15 protein-coding genes and 2 pseudogenes are annotated in these 17544 nt (G+C 60.9%); 7 read left to right on the top strand and 10 right to left on the bottom strand.

Translation table 11 applies throughout. From position 1 onward, the window contains the following. Positions 1-145, top strand: a pseudogene (locus tag AC1DOX_RS09930) (IS630 family transposase); the annotation flags it as partial. A 225-nt stretch (positions 146-370) separates the two neighbouring features. On the opposite strand, the gene AC1DOX_RS09925 reads toward AC1DOX_RS09930, so the two are convergent. Both AC1DOX_RS09925 and AC1DOX_RS09920 read right to left on the bottom strand, forming a co-directional pair. Then, positions 371-976: a TetR/AcrR family transcriptional regulator gene (locus AC1DOX_RS09925; protein ID WP_441621958.1), complete on the bottom strand. Its 606-nt coding sequence runs from the start codon at positions 974-976 to the stop codon at positions 371-373. Between the two features lie 236 nt (positions 977-1212). Further along, entirely contained in the window at positions 1213-1596 is a 384-nt protein-coding gene (locus tag AC1DOX_RS09920; RefSeq protein ID WP_441621959.1) for a copper resistance protein CopQ, read from the bottom strand. A 515-nt stretch (positions 1597-2111) separates the two neighbouring features. On the opposite strand from AC1DOX_RS09920, the pseudogene AC1DOX_RS09915 reads away from it, so the two are divergent. After that, positions 2112-2607: pseudogene (locus tag AC1DOX_RS09915) on the top strand (YdeI/OmpD-associated family protein). 202 nt (positions 2608-2809) lie between these two features. Here the strand turns inward: AC1DOX_RS09915 and AC1DOX_RS09910 are convergent. The 4 genes from AC1DOX_RS09910 to AC1DOX_RS09895 form a co-directional block, all read right to left on the bottom strand. Then, positions 2810-3337: a GNAT family N-acetyltransferase gene (locus AC1DOX_RS09910; protein WP_441616137.1), complete on the bottom strand. Its 528-nt coding sequence runs from the start codon at positions 3335-3337 to the stop codon at positions 2810-2812. Next, entirely contained in the window at positions 3334-3924 is a 591-nt protein-coding gene (locus AC1DOX_RS09905; RefSeq protein WP_441616139.1) for a helix-turn-helix domain-containing protein, read from the bottom strand. The genes AC1DOX_RS09910 and AC1DOX_RS09905 overlap by 4 nt, the downstream gene beginning before the upstream one ends. A gap of 161 nt (positions 3925-4085) precedes the next feature. Beyond that, a complete protein-coding gene (locus AC1DOX_RS09900; protein ID WP_441616141.1) occupies positions 4086-6842 on the bottom strand; it encodes a UPF0182 family membrane protein in 2757 nt (918 codons plus the stop codon). Between the two features lie 386 nt (positions 6843-7228). Continuing rightward, complete coding sequence (locus AC1DOX_RS09895) at positions 7229-8041, bottom strand: IclR family transcriptional regulator (RefSeq protein ID WP_441616143.1); 813 nt, start codon at positions 8039-8041, stop codon at positions 7229-7231. Between the two features lie 189 nt (positions 8042-8230). Here AC1DOX_RS09895 and AC1DOX_RS09890 point away from each other — a divergent pair, with 189 nt between their 5' ends. From AC1DOX_RS09890 to AC1DOX_RS09870, 5 genes are all read left to right on the top strand, one after another. Continuing rightward, entirely contained in the window at positions 8231-8998 is a 768-nt protein-coding gene (locus AC1DOX_RS09890) for an ABC transporter substrate-binding protein (protein ID WP_441616145.1), read from the top strand. A gap of 5 nt (positions 8999-9003) precedes the next feature. Continuing rightward, positions 9004-9675: an amino acid ABC transporter permease gene (locus tag AC1DOX_RS09885; protein ID WP_441616147.1), complete on the top strand. Its 672-nt coding sequence runs from the start codon at positions 9004-9006 to the stop codon at positions 9673-9675. Beyond that, positions 9672-10427, top strand: coding sequence for an amino acid ABC transporter ATP-binding protein (locus AC1DOX_RS09880; RefSeq protein WP_441616149.1), 756 nt, complete (start codon positions 9672-9674; stop codon positions 10425-10427). Before AC1DOX_RS09885 ends, AC1DOX_RS09880 begins: the two co-directional genes overlap by 4 nt. Further along, positions 10427-11731 carry an NAD(P)/FAD-dependent oxidoreductase gene (locus AC1DOX_RS09875; RefSeq protein WP_441616151.1) on the top strand — a complete coding sequence of 435 codons (1305 nt, stop codon included), beginning with the start codon at positions 10427-10429 and terminating at the stop codon, positions 11729-11731. Before AC1DOX_RS09880 ends, AC1DOX_RS09875 begins: the two co-directional genes overlap by 1 nt. Positions 11732-11985: 254 nt before the next feature. After that, a complete protein-coding gene (locus AC1DOX_RS09870; protein ID WP_441616153.1) occupies positions 11986-13002 on the top strand; it encodes an ABC transporter substrate-binding protein in 1017 nt (338 codons plus the stop codon). Positions 13003-13081: 79 nt separating this feature from the next. Here the strand turns inward: AC1DOX_RS09870 and AC1DOX_RS09865 are convergent, their stop codons facing one another. The 4 genes from AC1DOX_RS09865 to AC1DOX_RS09850 all read right to left on the bottom strand — a co-directional run bounded on the left by AC1DOX_RS09865 (position 13082) and on the right by AC1DOX_RS09850 (position 17521). After that, complete coding sequence (locus tag AC1DOX_RS09865; protein WP_441616155.1) at positions 13082-13888, bottom strand: alpha/beta hydrolase; 807 nt, start codon at positions 13886-13888, stop codon at positions 13082-13084. A gap of 71 nt (positions 13889-13959) precedes the next feature. After that, the gene (locus AC1DOX_RS09860; protein ID WP_441616157.1) at positions 13960-14439 is read right to left on the bottom strand and encodes a YbhB/YbcL family Raf kinase inhibitor-like protein; all 480 of its coding nucleotides are present in this window, start codon (positions 14437-14439) and stop codon (positions 13960-13962) included. 506 nt (positions 14440-14945) lie between these two features. Further along, positions 14946-16286, bottom strand: coding sequence for an SLC13 family permease (locus AC1DOX_RS09855; RefSeq protein WP_441616159.1), 1341 nt, complete (start codon positions 16284-16286; stop codon positions 14946-14948). 386 nt (positions 16287-16672) lie between these two features. Further along, complete coding sequence (locus AC1DOX_RS09850) at positions 16673-17521, bottom strand: SDR family oxidoreductase (protein ID WP_441616161.1); 849 nt, start codon at positions 17519-17521, stop codon at positions 16673-16675. Between the last annotated feature and the right edge of the window lie 23 nt (positions 17522-17544).

Genomic DNA, 17544 nt, shown 5'->3' with positions numbered 1-17544 from the left:
CGTCAAACAGTTGGTCCAACGCATCGATCATTTCGTGACCGCTTACAACGCGGACTGCCAGCCATTTCGCTGGACAGCTACTGCCGACTCGATTCTCGAAAAGTTGCACCGACTTTGCTCACGTATTAGTGGGACAGGACACTAGTGGGGCGTCACAGAATGGCTGTGAAGCGGCCACTCGATCGCGCGGGTCCGACGCCCGCTACTGGCCGGACTCGGTCGGATGACCCGCTGCTGAGCGCGACCGTCTCTGGCCGATAAAGGCAACCGCCGGGAAGACTCCGGCGGTCAAACCAACAAGGACGCCCGCCGCGAGAGCGGGACGGCGGGCGTCAGGCACCTGAGCTAGGTGTCGCAAAACCATCCGTGATCAGGCGGCTACGGCTTTGTGTTCCTCGGCCACGCACAGCGATCCACCGACGGCGCCGAGCAACATGTCCCCCGCGGCATCGAGGCGATCGGTGGAGCCGGACATCCGCGCCGTGATGATGCCGTTCTGGATCGCGCCATACAGCACCTTCGCCAGCACCTGCGGCGGCACCGGATACGGCTGGCCACGTTCAATCTCGGCACGGTGCAGGAGGCTCGCGATCCAGTCTTCATTCATCTGGAAATGCGCCTGCAGCAGCGTGCGGATGGTGTCAGGCAGGGCCATCACTTCGGCCGACAACATCCCGGCCAGGCAGATCTGGTTCAGCTCGATGCCGTTGCGCAGCGGATTGACATAGCGCTGCGCCTGTTCGGCCAGCGGCAGGCTGGTATCGATGGCAGTGAGGCGCGCCTGCCCGCGTTCGCGATAGAGGCGCACGACCTCCAGCACCAGATCGTCCTTCGCCGGGAAGTAGTAGTGAATGCTTGAGGTCTTCACGCCCACCAGTTCCGCAAGGTCGCGATAGCTGAACCCGTTGTAGCCACGTTGCCGGATTAGCACGGAGGCATGCTCAAGCAATTGGTCGCGTACGGTATGCGTTTTCATGACAACTGTCTTCGGCTTGGTTTGCCGGAGACCCTCCGGTTATTCGCTTGTCCGCTGGAATCGACTCAGATGGACAGCGACTGCGCAACAAGCGAGAGCACTGCTCCGCTGGTCAGGCAGAGCACCACCCGGCCGCGCAGGATCAGCGCACCGCCACGCAAATTCATGATGAAACTCCAGGAATCAGGTAGGGTCGCGGCCCGGTATCGCTATCGGGCGGCTACCCTCGATGGGACTCAGGCATTGACGCCGTCGGTGTACGGGTCGAACTTGCCGATCTTGGCGCCGTCCAGGTACGGGTCAACCTTGCGCGCCGGTTCAGCCGACACGCCAGTAAGGTCCAAACCGGCAACAATGCGGGCACCATCGGTGTACGGATCGAACGTGCCAATCTTGGCGCCGTCCGTGAACGGTTCGGCCTTGCCGACGCGGGCACCTTCGGTGAACGTGTCGACCTTGCCTTGGCGTGCGCCATCGGTAAAGGCGCTACGTTGGTCTTGTACGCGATAGCTGTAGCCATAGATTTCGCCAGCCTTCTGGGCGGCGGGGGCGGCCTGCACAGCACCGGCGACGAAGGCGGTTGCGAGGGCGGCGGCGGTGAGGATGGTCTTGGCGTTCATGGTGCTCTCCCTAGTGGGCCGGGCGATCTCGGTTTGTGTGATGGATCGTCGGGCCATGTCTGTGCTGCGAATCAGAGGTCTTTTTTACGTAGCTATCTATTGATAGATAGATGCTCGAGCCTAAAAAAAGACCGCTACCGGTACTGACAAGCAATCTTGTAATGCCTGGATCGGCTGCTTTGCTGTTGGCTTCGTGCATCGCGTCGTTCCATGGCCTGAATATTATCTACTACTAGATAGATAAGCAAGCGCTTTTCGTAGAAATACGATCTACAGGCTTGATGTTTTGCTCTAATCGCCGCATACAATTTCTATAAGTTATTGATTAATAAAAGAAAAATTCACTTGTCCCTGATGGTGCGCCAACGCCACTAGTCGACCCAAACCAGCCGACGGGCTGGTGGCTACTGAGCGACCGGTCTTTGGTCGCACCAACGTTGATGTCCGTATAAACACTGTTAGACTGCGGACGCCTTCCCCGCACATGTACTCAACCATTCATTCAGAATAGTGACATGACCGAATGCGCTCTAACATTTACCAGTCAGACCGAATGGGAAAGCTGGTTAGGGCAAAACGGCAGCACTTCGACCGGAGCATGGCTCCGTCTAGCGAAAAAAGGCACTGAGCAGCGAACCGTAACCTACGAACAGGCGTTGGAAAGCGCCCTCTGCTATGGCTGGATTGATGGTCAGAAGCAGGCTGATAGCGAGAAATACTGGTTACAACGCTTCACCCCACGCTCCGCGAAAAGCATCTGGTCCAAACTCAACAAAGACAGGGCTGAAGCGCTGATCGCCGCAGGCAGAATGCACCCACCCGGCATGTGCGAAATCGAGAAGGCTAGGAAGGACGGCCGCTGGAAGGCTGCTTATATTTGCGACACTGAACAGCCGTAACCGCTACGCCATCCTGTTTCGGGTACAGAATGCCAAAAAGCCAGAAACAAGGGCGCGTAAAATCGAAGAATTCGTCAACATGCTGAATCGTGGCGAAACCTTCTATCCATAGATCTTGCGCTTCTGTTTCATTTTCAACACCTCCGCTGCTGACGCAGCGTCTAGTGTTGCATCGACCCATTGAATCCACGGCCGGCCTCGGCCGATTACCCGCGGCTAGGCCACGGTCGTCTTTGACCTACCCTCAGCCGGCCTTCGATCAGTACGGCAGCAGGCGTTCCAGCCAACGTCTGCGCTCGTCTTCAATGGCCCCATCACAGTTGCTTGCAGTAAAAGGTCGTCCCACAGAACTCGCCGTTGGGCATCAGTGCGTATTTCGGGACCACCCCAACGCGTTGCCATCCAGCACGCTCATATAGTCGTTCGGCGTCGCCGCCGGTCACTGTGTCCAGTACGAGCACATTCTTCCCTTCCGCCCGCGCTGCCTCCTCCACAGCCACCATAAGACGTTGCGCGATTCCCCGTCGCCGAGCCTTGCGATGTACCAACATCTTTGCGACATCCGCGCGATGGGGCTGATTTTCAGGCTGCGCGGTGATGATCTGAACAGTACCGACAATCTGTCCGTCCCCATCCTCGGCGACGAGAAGCACACGCTCGCCGCGCGCGACTCCATCTGCGACTTTGTGCCAAAACTCTACAGCTTTCTCTCGCGATATCGGCAGCATGAAGCTCACCGAGGCTCCGCCTTCGACACAATCGATAAGTATGTCCGCCAATGCATCGACATGGGCAGCAGCTTCGTTGGCGCCGACGCGGCGCACACTCACATTGGCAATCATCCGTGTCCCCTACGATCAGTGATAGCAACAGTTGTCAGAGCAACGAGGTAACGCGCGGGTTTCCGTGTGGCATTGAAGTACGAGATAGGACAGTCCAGCCGCATCGCTAGGCAGTCGCCGGTTTCGAGCCGCCAGGTCTTTTCCCCAACAGTCATCTGCATCGCGCCTTCGATTACCCAGACCTGCTGATGAATCTCGGCGTCGCGCACACCCGTGTCGTAGGTGACTCGCTGGCCTGGCGGGAAGTTGACCTCGACTAACTGAACTGGCGAGGGAGCAACAGGCGACAGGTTGCGCCGAACATAACCGGACGCTGGATCTTTCCATATCGATTGCTCCCCGGCACGCGACATGGGCGAAGCCTCAATGAGGGGGGCACTTGATTGCTCGAACAGCGATGCGAGTGTGACATTGAGCGCCGTAGCGAGCTTATCGAGGACGACGGCCGTGGGACTGCTTTGTCCCCGCTCGATGAGCGATATGTTGGAGCGGCTCACTTTGCTGCGCTCAGCCAAGGCGTCAAGAGACCACCCCTGCGAGTCGCGGAGTTCTCGGACGCGGCGAGCAATGATCGTGTTGATGTCCATGCCATCTAGTATTCTGGAATTATCATCCAGAATACTAGATGCGCGATGTTGAGCTTGTCAACGTGGCCAAATATTCACAATGAGATGCGCACTCAATGTCCGCTTTCACGGGCGAGCCGCAATGTATCTTCATGGCCGGAGGCTGCCGTCGGGCAGGCAGGTTATTTCCGTCCATCGGAACCTTCGGTGCCGAGCGCTTCAAGCAGCGGTCGCAGGGTATCGAGTTCCGTGCCAAAGCCGCTCCAGTCTCCCGCCTTCAATCGCTCGATGGCACGGTTGTAATGGGCCAGTGCGTCGCGTGCGCGCTTGCCGCCGGCGCTACCGGGCGGGATCCCCGCTGGAGGCGCCTCCTTGAAGAGCGCCGCCAGGGCCGCGCCCAGCGTTTCCTCCATGACGACGCGGTCTCCATAGGCGACGATCACGCGCTTCAATTCAGGCAATTGCCCGGACTCCGCGCGTAGGTAGAGCGGCGAGACGTAAAGAATCGAGCCTTCGATGGGCACCACCTGCAGGTGGCCGCGGATGACGCGCGAACCCATCTGGTTCCACAGCGAGATTTGCTGGGAAATGTCGGTGTTTTGCTGGATGCGTGCCTCGATCTGGAATGGGCCGTAGACCAGCTTGTCCTTGGGGAACGTGTAGACAACGAGCTTGCCGTACTCGGGCCCATCGCAACGCGCCGCCAGCCAGGCAATCATGTTCTCGCGCCGGCTGGGCACCATCGGCAGCATGAGAACAAACTCGGCACGCGGCTCCGCGGGAAGCCGCACGATCATGTAGTAGGGCATCATCGGCGTGGCGGGAGCCTTCGCCGCGTCGATGTCGGCCAGCTTGCGCGGGAATTGCCAGAGATCCTCGCGGTTGTAGAAGACTTCTGGCGCTTCCATGTGGTACGCGCGATAGACCTGCGCCTGGATCAGGAACAGATCTTCAGGGTAGCGGATATGCTGCCGCAGCGTCTCCGGCATCTTGCCCAGAGGCTTGAACAGGCCCGGAAAGATGAGCTGGTACGTCTGCACGAGCGGATCGGCAGGATCGCTGACGTAGAAGTCGACCGTGCCATGGTAGGCATCGATCACCACCTTGACCGCGTTGCGGATGTAGTTGTCGCCATCCCCGGAACCCGGCGGCGAGTACGGGAACCACCGGCTGGTAGTGTAGGCATCCTGGATCCAGAAAAGGCGCCCGTCGCTTACGACGATATAGGGATCATGGTCGAGAGTGAGGAACGGCGCGATCGTGCGCACCCGATCCTGAATATTGCGATGGAGCAGGATCCGGCTCGCGGACGCGACATACTCGCTTACGAGGATATTGGGATCGACGAATTGCCAGGCGAAGATCGCCTGTAGCGCCAGGTTGCCAATGGCAATGCCGTCGCGCCCGTGATACGTCGTGTAGACATTTTCCTCGGCCTTGGGATAGTCGAATTCGGGCGTGCTGCCATTGACGATGACGTAGTCCTTGCCCCCTTCGCCGAAGTACAGCCGCGGCTCCTGGATGGTCGGCCCGCCGGTGGAGACAGGCGGAATATTCTGCAGGTAGAGGGTCGGCAGGCCTTCCGCGGATTTCTCCTTGACCGGTGACATGACGACGCCATTGCCGTGGGTGAACAGGAGATGCAGGTTCACCCAGGTCTGGGCGTTGGCCGGCAGCAGCGATGGCTCCAGTTCCCGCGCCGACAGCATTACCTGCTGGTAGCCGGCACTGAGCCAATATCGGTCGATGTCCGTCGCAAGGAAGCGGTAATAGGTCCTGATCTCCTGCAACTGCGCGTAGGTGTCCCGCAACGGCTGCAGGTCCCACAAACGAATGTTGTCGACGGTTGCCCGATTGGCGTCGAGCGCGGCGAGATTCAGGTTTTGTTCGGCTGGAAACGGCTTTACCGTGATCCGCGCCAGCCCATAGGCCTCCCGCGTCAACGCAATGCTGTTCCTGATATACGGCGTCTCAAGCTGCAGTTCGTTCGGCTTGACGTAGAACCGCTGGAACAGCGCCGGGTAGATCAGGGTGAGTACGATTGCGCTGCCGAATATCGTCAGTATCGAGACAGCGGGAACCCGATAGTCGCGCCAACGCAAATTGGCCCATATCGCGACTGCGGCCGCGGCGGCGAGGGCCGCAAGTAACCACAGCACGGGCAGTTGGACGTGGGCATCGGTGTAGCTGGCGCCCACCACGACACCATTGTCGCCGTAAAGCAGCAGAAAGCGATCGAGCCAGTAAGACCAGGCCTGCAGCAGGAAGAACAAGCCCAGCAGTATCGAACCGTGCGTGGCGGCGGCTGGTGACAACCTGCGCGGTGGCAGCATGACCGCGATGTCGCCGCGCAACCCATATACCACGGCGGCGATGCCCGCGCAGCCGCCGAGCAGCAGTTGCAGCCAGTTCCTGAGCGCGACATAGGCAGGCAGCGAGAACAGGTAGAAGCCAATATCCTTGCCGAAGATTGGATCGGCCTTGCCGAACGGCACCTGCTTGATGAAACGAAGCGCGAGGTCCCAGCTAGTGATATCACCCGTGGCGATGAGCAGCCCGAGCACGACGGCCACGCTGGCGATGGCGGTGCGCCAGCGAAGATGCTGCGCGACTTCGCCGATCAGTTCACTCAGGACTTCCGGCGTCCCCGGCGGAAGTACCGTGTCCGCGCTCGGCGTGCCCAGGCGCCTTGCATGGCGGTGCGCCAACCATCCTGACGTCCATAGTGCGTACGCCGAAACAGCGAAGACGGCGCCGAACAGAACTGCACGGGTGACAAAGATCGTCCAGAAAACGTCGCCGTAGCCGACAGAGGAAAACCACAGCCAGTCAATCAGCAAGCTGATGACGCGCCCGACCATGATCAGGCCAGCAATGACGACCCCAGCCGCGATGGCAATGCCTGGCAGTCGCGTGCCAGGCCTCCCGGGCGAGCGCATCGATCATGCTCCTTTCTGGACCGCCATCCATGGCCTGCCGCGGTCGGATGTCGGCGCAATGCTGATCTGCCAGCGGCATGGGACAATGCCTGTGGGGTAGCCGCGATGACGCGATTCGGCATCAATCAAACGTCTGCGTGAAGTCGCCCACGTGAACCATTGTAGGTTTGGTGGCGATGGGTATTGCGTTCGTCACCGGACAATCTCCGCCAGCCGGCACATGCTTGCAGGTGACAATGTGCGCCATACATCGCTAGTTCGCTGGCCATGACGCGGCAGCGCGGCCTGGCCAGACGTTGATTTCTAAATGAGGGGAGCGTCTCAGTACGACCGTGGATTCAACTCGTCGATGCAACACTCCAGATACTACTTATCCCTCCGCCGTCTCAGCCAAGAGTGCGTACGGAACTGCTGATGGCCCGTGCGCATTGCAGTAACGGTGGCCCGAGCCGCCGCTCCATGTCTTCGATGGTCCAGCGGGCCGTGGGCGCTACGACATGGATGGCACCCAGCGGCCTGCCTTTGCCGCCCATCACTGGCGAGGCGATCGTCATGTCGCCCAGGAAGAGCTCTTCAGAGTTGATCGCATAGCCGCGCAGCCGCGCTTTCTGAAGCTCGGCCATGACATCGTCTACCGATGTCAGCGTGAACGGCGTGTGCGCAATTCTCGAAGATTGCTCAATAAGCGTTCGTGCCTCGCCTTCCGGCAGGGCACTCAAGTAGGCCCGGCCAGATGCGGTGCAGTACACGGGGATACGACTGCCGATCGGCATGTGTACGGGGACGAAGTGCGCGCTGACAAAGCGCGCCAGGTAGACCATCTCGTCGCCGTCGGGCTCCGTAAGGCACGTGGTTTCGGAGGTGACCTTGGTCAGCTCGGAAAGGAAAGGGTTGGCCACGTCGATCAGCGGGTCGGCAGCCAGATAGTTGTAGCCCACCTTCATCACTTGCAGCGTGAGCTGATATCGGCGCGTCTGCGGATGCTTGCGCAGGTACCCGAGTTGTTCGAGCGTGAAAACCATTCGCTGGGCCGAACTCTTGTTGATGCCGGCCACCTCCGCGATTTCCGCAATCGTCATCGTGCGCCGCGATGCACTGAACGCGGCCAGTACGGCCAGCCCTTTTTCCAGCGACTGATTGAAGAGCTGGTTCGTCTGCGCTTCTGTCTCGGTCGCCGTCTCGTTTTGAGTTTTAGGCATCACTTTTCCTGCGATTCAAGCCCCACTGAGTGGCTTAAAGAATCGCATATCGATTCATGTGGTGCAACTGCTGGTTTCTATGGATTAAAAAATGATGGATGTTCATCGAATATTGGCATGCAGGTTGCGTAGGTACGAAGCCGCGCAACAAGGCGCGCCTCTCAAGACCCCTTGCCAAGGAGTGTTCGTATGTCCGTCGTCAATCGTTTCCGCCGCACGGCACTGGTTCTGTGCCTGGCTGGCACAGTTTCGTTCGCCTGGGCCCAAGGCAGTGCACCGACTACCTACAACGTTGGCGCGACCGCAACGGGAGTCCCTTTCACCTTCCTCGACGTCAAGACGAACAGCATCCAGGGGATGATGGTCGATACGGTCACCGCGGTGGGCAAGGCGGGAGGCTTCCAGGTCAACGTGCAGCAGACCGCGTTCTCGGCCCTGATTCCGTCGCTGACATCGAGCAAGATCGACATCATCTCGGCGGCCATGCTCAAGACGCCGGCACGCCAGCAGGTGGTTGCGTTCAGCGAACCGGTCTATTCGTATGGCGAGGGGCTGATGGTCAAGTCCGATGATGCCAAGTCGTACACGACGCTCGACGAACTCAAGGGTGAGGTCGTCGGTGCGCAAGTCGGGACGGTGTTCCTGGACATGCTTAACAAGAAGGGCATTTTCAAGGAAGTCCGCAGCTATGACTCGATTGCCGATATGTCGCGGGACCTGTCGCTGGGCCGCATCAAGGCAGGGCTGGGCGATCAACCGCTCATCGCCTATCAGATTCGCCAGAACGCGTTTCCCGGCGTGAAGCTTGTGGACAGCTACAAGCCTGTCAACGTCGGCGATGTGTGCCTCGTGGTGCGCAAGGGCGATACCGAGACCCTGGCCCGCGTGAACAAGGCTATCGCGGCTATCAAGGCCGACGGCACGCTGGCGAAAATCGTCCAGAAGTGGGGCATGTAAGGGCGATGGAAGCTGCGACTTTCCTCGAGAACGCCCGCGAATTCCTGCCCATTCTGCTCAAGGGAGCGGTGGTCACGGTGGAAGTTACCGTGCTGTCGTTCCTGTTGAGTAGTGTGCTGGGGCTGGGGCTGGCGTTGATGAAGCTCTCCCCGGTACGCGTGCTATCGACGGTCGGTTCGACCATCGTCAACGTGATTCGCGGCCTGCCGATCATCGTGCAGCTTTTCTACATCTACTTTGTGTTGCCCGATGTTGGCATTCATCTGACGGCGTTCCAGGCCGGCGTCATCGGGCTTGGCATCGCATACTCGGCGTACCAGGCCGAGAACTTCCGCGCCGGCATTGAAGCCGTCGACCCCGGGCAGCGTGAAGCCGCACAAGCCATGGGCATGCGCGGTTCGCTGATTCTGCGTCGGGTCATTCTTCCGCAGGCATTCCGCATCGCGCTGCCGCCGTATGGCAATACGCTCGTCATGATGTTGAAGGACTCGTCGCTGGTGTCGACGATAACCGTGGCCGAGATGACCCGCGCCGGCCAACTGATTGCATCGTCGACGTTCCAGAACATGACCGTCTACACGCTGGTGGCGCTGCTGTACCTGCTGATGAGCTTGCCGCTCGTGTACATGTTGCGTCGCGTGGAGTTCCGCTTTGGAGCCGGAAGGAGGCGACCATGATCGATATCGAGAACCTTCAGAAGCGGTTTGGCGACCATCAGGTATTGCACGGTGTGGACCTGCACGTGGACGCCGGCGAAGTGGTCTGCCTGATTGGTCCGTCAGGGTCGGGAAAATCTACGGTCCTTCGTTGCATCAATGGGTTGGAATCGTACGACGGCGGAGAGATCCGCGCGTTTGGTGAGCGTGTGGATTGCAACAGCCGCGATATCCACCGCCTGCGCAGCCGCATGGGCATGGTCTTCCAGCGCTTCAATCTGTTTCCCCATCGCACGGCGCTGGAGAACGTGATGGAGGGGCCCATCTACGTGCGCGGCGAAGACCGGGGCGCAGCGCGCGAACGGGCGATGGCATTGCTCGACAAGGTGGGGCTGGCAGCCAAGGCGTCGGCCCACCCGGCACAGTTGTCGGGTGGCCAGCAGCAACGCGTTGCGATCGCGCGCGCGCTCGCGATGCAGCCCGAAGCCATGTTGTTCGATGAACCGACGTCGGCATTGGACCCCGAGTTGGTCGGCGATGTGCTCGAAGTCATGCGCAGCCTGGCGCGTGAAGGAATGACCATGATCGTCGTTACGCACGAGATGGGCTTCGCGCGCGAAGTGGCGGACCGGGTCTGCTTCCTGCACGGCGGAAAGATCGTCGAGGAGGGCCCTGCCGCGCAAGTACTTGGCTCTCCCCGGCACGCACGGACGCAGGACTTCCTGCGCCGCGTTCTGCACAAGCCCGCGGAAGCGGCGGGAGGTTTTGCGTGATGACGACGAACTCCGCGCCAGGCACGTTTCCCCCATCGCTCTGGGCGGCGACCGCGATCGAGGCGTCGCCCACCCCGGCACTGATGGAATCCGCCAGTGTCGATGTGCTTGTGATCGGTGCCGGTTTCACCGGGCTTTCCACGGCGCTGCACCTCGCCGAACGTGGCACATCCGTCTGCGTCGTCGACAGTCACGAGCCCGGTTGGGGCGCATCGGGCCGCAATGGCGGCCAGGTCAACCCCACCCTCAAGCACGATCCTGACGACCTGGTTCGATTGCTCGGCGAGCAACGTGCCGAGCCGCTGATCGATGCGATCTCGCGCTCGGCGGACCTCGTCTTCGACCTGATTTCCCAGCACCGCATCGATTGCCAGCCTGTGCGCAGCGGCTGGCTGCAACTTGCCTATGCGCAAAAAGCGGTCGCCGGCATGCATGCACGCGCCCGGCAGTGGGAGCGGAGGGGGGTGACGGTTGAAGTGCTCGACCGCGACGCCGTGGCCCGCCGCGTGGGCACCGAGGCGTTCGTTGGAGGGTGGCTTGACGGGCGCGCGGGCGCCATCCAGCCCTTGTCATACACGCGCGGACTGGTGATGGCAGCCCAGCGCGCCGGCGCAGCTGTCCACGGTGGCACTGCGGTGGTAGCGCTGACGCCCCAAGGATCGCAGGGCAACGGGAAATGGATCGCAAGGCTTTCCACCGGCGCGACGGTTACGGCCGAGCGCGTGGTGATCGCCACCAACGGATACACGGGACCACTCTGGCCTGGGCTACAAAGCACGCTGCTGACGGCCAACAGTTTTATCGTTGCGACGCAACCCTTGAAGTCGTCGGCAGCCGATGCCATCCTGGCGCGCGGAGAAACCGCATCGACTTCGCAGCGTCTGCTGCTGTATTTCCGCAAGGACAGCGAAGGGCGACTGCTGATGGGCGGACGTGGCTTTTTCTCAGACCCGCGTGGCCCGCAAGACTTCGCCCATCTCGAACGCTCGCTGGAGCTGCTGTTCCCGCAACTCGGCCCGCTGGATTATGCATATCGCTGGGGCGGAAGGATTGCCGTTACCCGCGATTTCATGCCACATATCCATGAACCGGCGCCGGGTGTGACCGTGGCTGTCGGTTGTAACGGGCGGGGCATCGCGTTGTGTACGAGCTTTGGAAAGCATCTTGCCTTGCGACTGACGAGCCGGAGCGATGAGTTTCCGTATCCGATCTCGCCTATCACCCCGATTCCCATGCACCAGCTTCAGCGGTTCTATATCGCGGCAGGCGTGGCGTGGTACAGCCTGCTGGACCGCTTTGGCTGACGTCCGGATGCATTACCTTCGATGTTCAGGAGCACGCAGGGGCGCAAAACGCATCAACAAATCGAGAGTGAATAGCGGCGCTTGAAGGGCAGAGGGCCGTACCCGACCCCAGAGTGGTCATTTGCCATCCCCGCAATCGTGCTCGTAGCTGTGTGTGCCAGGCCACAGATCATCGGTTGGAGATCATCCCGTTCACCTAAGCTCCTTCATCGGCATTCTGAGAAATCGACCCCTGGTGGGCGGGAGGAGTTGCTATGGAGCGGCGAACCATGCTGGCGGGTGCTGCGGCGCTAACCGTGGGGCTGACTCTGGCCGAAGGTGTGTCGCACTCACAGCAGGCAAGCAGGGTCTTCCGGGTTGGCGTCCTTGTGAACGGGGGGGCGAGTGTCGAAGGGAAGCCCAACCCGCAAGTCGAAGGGCTTCGCTCCGGTCTGGCGCAGCTCGGATATCTCGAAGGCAAGAGCGTCGTCTATGAAGCCAGGTTTCCCGACGGGCAGCTCGATCGTCTGCCTGGCCTTGCTGTCGAACTGGTCGGCATGGGCGTCGATGTCATTGCCACCTTCGGCGGCCCGTCAACCAATGCCGCCCGAAGGGCGACCACGACAGTCCCGATCGTGGCCGCTCTCGTCGCTGATCCGGTGGCGATTGGCGTCGCGGCAACGCTGGAGCGGCCTGGCAGCAACGTCACCGGGGCGACAAACAACGACCCCGAGCTCGCGAGCCGGCAGTTGGCCATACTCAAGGCGATTCTCCCGAAACTCGCACGTGTTGCGATTCTTAGCGATTCGGATATTCCCGGCGCTGACGGCAGCGGACTGGCCCCTATCGAGCGATCCAACGTGGCCGCCGCTCGCGCAGCGGGCCTCACGCCTCAGGTCCTGAAAATCCGTGGCCCAAAGCCCGATCTCGAGACTGCCTTCAGGGCAATGACCGCCGAAGGCGCCGAGGCCTTGGTGGTGCTTGAAGTTCCCGCCACCATTCGGGATCGCAAGCGCATTGCCGAACTCGCTACGAAGCAGCGTTTGCCGACGATGTTCTGGGGAGGCGCCTCGGATTCGGGCTGCCTGCTGAGCTATGGCACAAGCTTTACCGCGAGCTTCCCGCCGCTGCCGGGCATTATCGACAAGATACTCAAGGGCGCGAGGCCTGCGGAGACGCCTTTTGCCGTCATCTCTCAACGTGAACTGTCCATCAACCTCAAGACTGCTGGCGAACTGGGACTGACCCTTCCTGGCGAGCTGATATCCCGCGCCGACCTCGTCATCAAATGAAGCCGGAACCGCCGGCTCCCAAAAGGTCGGCGGGTACCCACAAGCCTGCAAGCCCGGCATTCGCGAGAGCCGCTGTCACCTAATGGGACGGCGCAAACAGGATCTCAACCGCTTCCTGCCACCAGGCATCGTCGACGTGGCTAATCCAGTCGTTGTGCTCTGCCGACTTCACGACCATCAGTTGCTTCGGACCGGGCAGCGCGTTGTATAGCGTCTTGCCAAATTGGGCGGGCACGATGCTGTCTCGTTGCGCCACCACGACAAGAACCGGGCAGTCGATCGATGCCAGGTGAGAGATGCTGTCGTATCTGTCCCGCATCAGCCACTTCACCGGCAACCACGGGTAGTGGTATGCGGCAACGTGGTCGAGCTGATCCCATGGCGTGATGAGCAGCAAGCCGTCGATCTTGTCGCGTTCACGGGAGCCCGCCGAAGCCGCCACGCCGGCCCCGAGCGATTCACCGATGAGAAGCAGCGGCGTGCCATAGAGGCGATGCGCAAGCGCGATCGTCTGTTGTGCGTCGGTCACCAGACTCTCTTCTCCCGGCGCGCCGTCACGTGGTCCATAGCCTGGATATTCGGCAAGGATCACACGTAGCCCCAGCCGGGTAAGTACCGTGGCATAGGGCGAGCGATGTCCGGCGTGTCCCGCATTGCCGTGAAAGACGATGGCCGTGCCGCGCGCCCCGCCGGGGGGCTCGGCCACGAGGCCCCGGAACGTCTCGGCTGTCGGCCACGCGCGAAGCCCGCCACCGGTCAGGCTCCCGATTGCAGCCTTTTCCGGGAAATAGATGAAGCGATCCTGAAAAATGGCGAATCCTGCGATGACTGCCATCACGATCAGACAGACGGTGAAGAGAGCTGGTAGGAAGCCGGTGAACTTCATCGTCTCGAGCCCGATCCATCGATCTCCGTCACACGGTCGAAGCGGATTCGCGGGCCGAGTGCGCGACGATGTCAGCGCCCATGCTTCTGGTAGGTCCCGATCAGTTCGGCATGCGCCAGTACGTGTCCCCGCATCGCCTGTTCCAGCGCCGCCTTGTCCGGCTTGCCAAGATCCGGCAGCACGACGTCCAGGGCGTACAGCTTGTGGAAATACCGGTGCCGGCCAATCGGCGGACACGGCCCTCCGTAGTTGGCGCGGTGCCAGTCGTTGAGACCTTCCCGAGCGCTGGGCGGCAAACCATGCCGGCTCACACCCTGCGCAAGCGAGCCGACCTGCGGCGGCAGGTTGTACACGACCCAATGGACCCATGTCATTTGCGGTGACGCCGGGTCCGGCGCGTCCGGATCATCGACAATCAAGGCCAGGCTGGCAGTGGCGGGGGGCATTCCTGACCACGCCAGTGGAGGTGACACATCCGAGCCTTCGCATGTGTGCACAGTGGGAATCTCCCCGCCCTGGGCAAACGCGGGGGATGTCAGTATGAGCGGCATTGATGGACTCTGCTGGGCAAGTAGCGCTGGTCCGAACAGCATGGCCGCAAAGGCCGGCAACCTCGGTAGAAGTGCCAATCGCACCATATTTGCCTCCGCCGGCGCATGACGGCTGTTTCAACTTAGTGCGGATTCCTCCCCTGCGCAAGGGACCGTGCAGACTGACTACCCAGCGGCCGCTCCGCGTTAGCGGTTGAGACGTAGATCCTCGGCTCGCTACTGAACACTGCTGTCCTTCGGGTCTGCTCTCAAGGGTGCCACGATGGCTGTCGCTGTCGCGACATCCCCCGTATCGAACACCACTCTTCTTATGCGCAGCAGTTCGTGGATGTGCCGCCACGGTACATGCCCTGCGACTTCCTGCGATCCCGGCCGAACCACGTCGACTTGCACAGGCTTGGCATCGATGGCCGACCGGGTGATCGTCAGTTGATAACCGGCGTCCAGAAGGGAGGCAAGCCGGATTTGGGTATGAGTAAGAGTCATGGCATCAGTGGAATCGCAAATCAAAGCACCACGAACGAGAACCACAGCACGACAGGCGCCACAATCGTTACCAGCGCGCCATATACCATCAGTTTCCTGAAGAAGGCGTGACGGTCTACACCCTGAGCATTGGCGAGGACCAGCGCGCCGTTGGTCGAGAATGGGCTGACATCGACAATGGTTGATGACACGGCCATGGCGGCGATGAACCCGATGGCGCTGACGTCCGAGCCTTGCTGGAGGAATGGCACAGCCAGGGGAATCAGCGACCCAAGCACTGCGGTCGACGAAGCGAATGCTGAAATCACGGCTCCCACGAAGCAGAGCAGAAGTGCCGCCATCATTGGTGAGGTCATGCCTGCAACGCTATGGCCGACAAAAGAGATGGTGCCCATCTTCTCCATCACGCCCACATAAGTGCTGACGCCGACGATCAGCATGATTTCCGGCCACGACACCTGGGTCAGTGCAGCCTTTTGCAGGTTCGGTGATACCAATGTCAGCAACACGGCAATCGACAGCGAGACAAAACCGATATCGAGTTTCAGGTACAGCGTCAGCACGGACAGTGCAACCAGGCCAAGTACGGTCAGGTATTGATAGGGCGTGCCGGATTGCTCCGCTTCCACGCGGGCGCCGTCGGCGGCTGGTATCGCAGTTCCCCCCGCGCCTCCGGTCGTCGTACGCGCCTGGAACGGAAGATCGATCGCGGCCACGCCATTGCCGACCACCGCCGGCTGTCGGTGCTCCGATCCGCGCATCAGGCGCAATCCGCCGAATGCGATGAAGAGCCCAAGCGCTACTAGCAGGTTGACGCCCAGGCTCGCGAATGCTGTTGCCATTTCGTTCAGCGGTAAGCCGGCCTTCTCGACGATCTTGTTCGTAATGCCGCCGTAGATACTGATCGGCGAGAAACCACCGCCCTGGGCACCGTGTATGACCATCAGCCCCATCATCAATGGGTTGATCTTGTATCGCGCAGCAAAGCCAAGCGCGATGGGCGCGATGATTGCCACCGCGGCGGGACTTACTGCACCGACCGAGGTCAATAAGGCGGCGATGCCGAACATGATCCACGGTATCGCGGCGATGCGTCCCCCTACTGCGCGAACGGCTAGCCTGACGAGCCAGTCGATGGTCCCGTTGTTCTGCGCCACGGCAAACAGGTAGGTAATGCCCACCAGCGTCAGGAACAGGTCCGCAGGGAATCCCATCAGGATCGTCTTGGCCGGCATTGCACCCAGGAAGGTACCGACCAGGAACGCGCCCACGAACGCCAGCGCGCCCATATTCACGGGTAGGACGGTGGCGATCACAAACATCAGCCCGAGGACTGAAATCGAAGCAATGTGCTGCAACATGACCTGCTCCCTGGCCAGACAGCTTTCTCGCAAGCTGTCGCCATCGATGAACTTCGGAAGGGTGTGAATCTTGCTGGGCGGGAGCGCTATGGCGCGCGGCGGCGTGATGCGGGGGTCATATGGATGTCTCCAGATCGTTATCATGGCCGCCGTTGTGAACAGGGCGAGCGCTTTCTCATGGGTACACGATAGGGATGCGGGCTGCAGGTATCAATTAAGTTGCTGCGGCGAACATTCCGGTCAGCGAAACGGTTCGCCGACCTTCGCGGGTGCACGCCCGGTCCGCTGTTCAAGAAGTGGGGTTATTTCGCTGCGGCTGCGGGCGCGTGTGATGCCGCCGATGAGACACCCCGGCGGTAACGTCGCGGCATCCGCAGTCCCCTCGATCAATCGGCGAAATCGGTGGCTTCGGAGGACCCCTTCCATGCTTCGATGTCCTTTGCGACGGCCTTGGCCTTGTCGGCCGCAAGTTCGTTGGCGATCTTGCCGGCAAATAGATGCAGCGGCGGCGATTCGACACTGACGGCCTGGATGATCAGCAGTGCCAGCTTGTCAGGGTCTCCAGCCTGGTGGCCGTGCAGCGTGCCGAGATGCAAGTCGAGCGAAGCCTTGGCCTCCGTGTACTCGTCAATCTGGCGCTTGGACACTGCCAGCGCACCGCTCGACAGGAAATCGGTGCGGACCGGACCGGGATAAACCACTGTGGCGCGAATACCAAATTCGGCGACTTCCGCGGCCAGCGACTCGGTCAGACCCGCCAGCGCGAACTTGCTCGCGACGTAGCTGCCCCAGCCCGCGTATCCGCCCTGGTAGCCGACGATGGAGGCGATATTGATGATGTGCCCGCTGCGCTGGCCGCGAAGACGCGGCAGCGCATGGCGCAGCACGATCATCGGCGCAAAGAAGTTGACCTCGAAATTCTGGCGAAGCTCTTCGTCGGACAATGCCTCGACGGTCCCTTGCTGCGCGTAGCCTGCGTTGTTCACGACCACGTCGATGGCGCCGAACGTCTGCACGGCTTTCTCGATGGCCCGCTGGACACTTTGGTCATTGGTCAGGTCCACCTCGAGCGGAAGGAAGCTGTCGGATGCTTGTCCGAACGCCGTCGTCAGCGATGCTGCGGTGCGCGACGTTGCGGCTACGCGATGGCCTTGCTCAAGCAGATGCTTGACGAGTTTCTGGCCGACGCCTTTCGATGCCCCGGTGATAAACCAGGTACGGGATGCTGCGTTCATGATGAAGATCCTTAATGGGCTGT

The sequence above is a fragment of the Cupriavidus sp. 01L415 genome, from assembly GCF_056400065.1.
Note: the sequence above shows the minus strand (reverse complement) of the source record. Positions and strands in the feature narration are given on the sequence as shown.